Annotated in this window: 2 pseudogenes; both read left to right on the plus strand. The window is 63.8% G+C overall.

The window, feature by feature from the left end:
- Positions 1-356 (plus strand): annotated as a pseudogene (locus P7F28_RS07640) (hypothetical protein); the annotation flags it as partial.
- Positions 353-1,578 (plus strand): annotated as a pseudogene (locus P7F28_RS07645) (integrase); the annotation flags it as partial. The pseudogenes P7F28_RS07640 and P7F28_RS07645, both read left to right, overlap by 4 nt.

Below are 1,578 nucleotides of genomic sequence, written 5' to 3' on the forward strand. Positions count from 1 at the left end.
TCGACGCCGACCTGCTTGAAATTCTTGACCCACTGCCCGTCACGACCGTGAACGCCGATGTGCTTAAACCGCATCGCCAGTGGATCGACAACTGGTTGCGCATGTTGCCGTATGTCACGAGTAATGGCCGGTTTATATCAAATGACTTCCTTGACCGGATCGAACACGGCGTAACGTCGCCGAAGCCGCTATACGCCATCGACTACGACGCACTGCCAGCCGATCCGATCCTGACCCGCGCCGCAGTCTTCGATCTGACCCGACGCGGTCGGCTTGTGAGCCCGGATCTGCGCATTGGGGCACTCAGCAGGCATACGCGTTTCACGCAGATCATCGCGACAGAGGATACGTCGTGAAAACGCCGGACTGCCTCACGCGTCGGGCACTCGCCCCGGAGTTGCGTGATCTGCACAGCTGGCCAACAGTCGATCCGTCTGCACTGCCGGAAGCGCGCCGGACGATTTTTCTGCGCCGTGAGCAGGCGATTCGCCAGTACCTGGAAGGCCGGAGCCTGACGCTGATCGAGAGTGCGACCGGAATCCGGCGCGCGCAGTTGTACCGCCTGCTCGCACGCTGCACCACGCCGCATGACGACGGGCGTATCCAGGGCTTCCGCGCGCTGGTGCCTCATGTGCGCACGCGGGGCTATGTTCGGACCCAGCCCACGCAACCGCGCGTCCCCGGCAAGCGGGGCGGGGCGGCAGGAGCGATGGCGCAGCTGCTCGCGCGGCACGAGGTACTGGCAGCGTTCCTGAAAAGACAGATCCAGTTGCGCAAGGTCTACTTCGGCGCGCGCGGCGAACTGCGCGGCCTGCGTGCGACGCACCGCGAGTTTCTCAACCGTTGTCGCGAGCTGAATCTGACGGGCAAGCATTATCCGTTCAATCAGGATCTTCAGGGCATCCGCAGCCTGGCCGCAGCCATCCGTCGCCTGGTGGCAAGCCAGACATATGCGCAGGTGGCGCGAGCCGCAGGCGCGCAGCACGTTCAGCCCCTTCGCCCTCCACCGGATCAGACGTCGCGTCCCCCGGTCACACGCCCGTTCGAAGCGGTCGAGTTCGACGGACACAAACTGGATATCCGCCTGCGCGTCCGGATGACGGATCCCATTGGACTGGACCAGGATATCGAACTCGAGCGCGTGTGGCTGCTCGTTGTCCTCGATGTCTGTACGCGGGCGGTGCTAGGCTGGCACCTCGCACTGGCCACCGAATACAACCGACACGACGTCATCAGGACCGTACAGAACGCCCTGCAGCCCCGCCGCAAGCGAACTACCTTCTCGATTGCCGGTTTGCGCTACGAATCGCGCGCCGGGTTCATCAGCGAGACCGTTCGCGAGGCCGAATACGCGACATGGGACTGGTTACGTTACGACAACGCGCGCAGTCACCTTGCCGGCGAGACACTCGCCACCGTATGCGACATGATCGGCAGCCACGTCGATGCCGGCCCCTACGCCGAACCCAACGAGCGGCCATACATTGAGCGATTCTTCGGCACGGTTGGCAGTACGCTGTCGCATCGGCTTCCCGGGACAACAGGTTCCAGCGCCCAGGATGTGAGGCGGGCGCTGTG

The organism is Caballeronia sp. BR00000012568055, assembly GCF_029439455.1.
GTDB lineage: Bacteria > Pseudomonadota > Gammaproteobacteria > Burkholderiales > Burkholderiaceae > Caballeronia.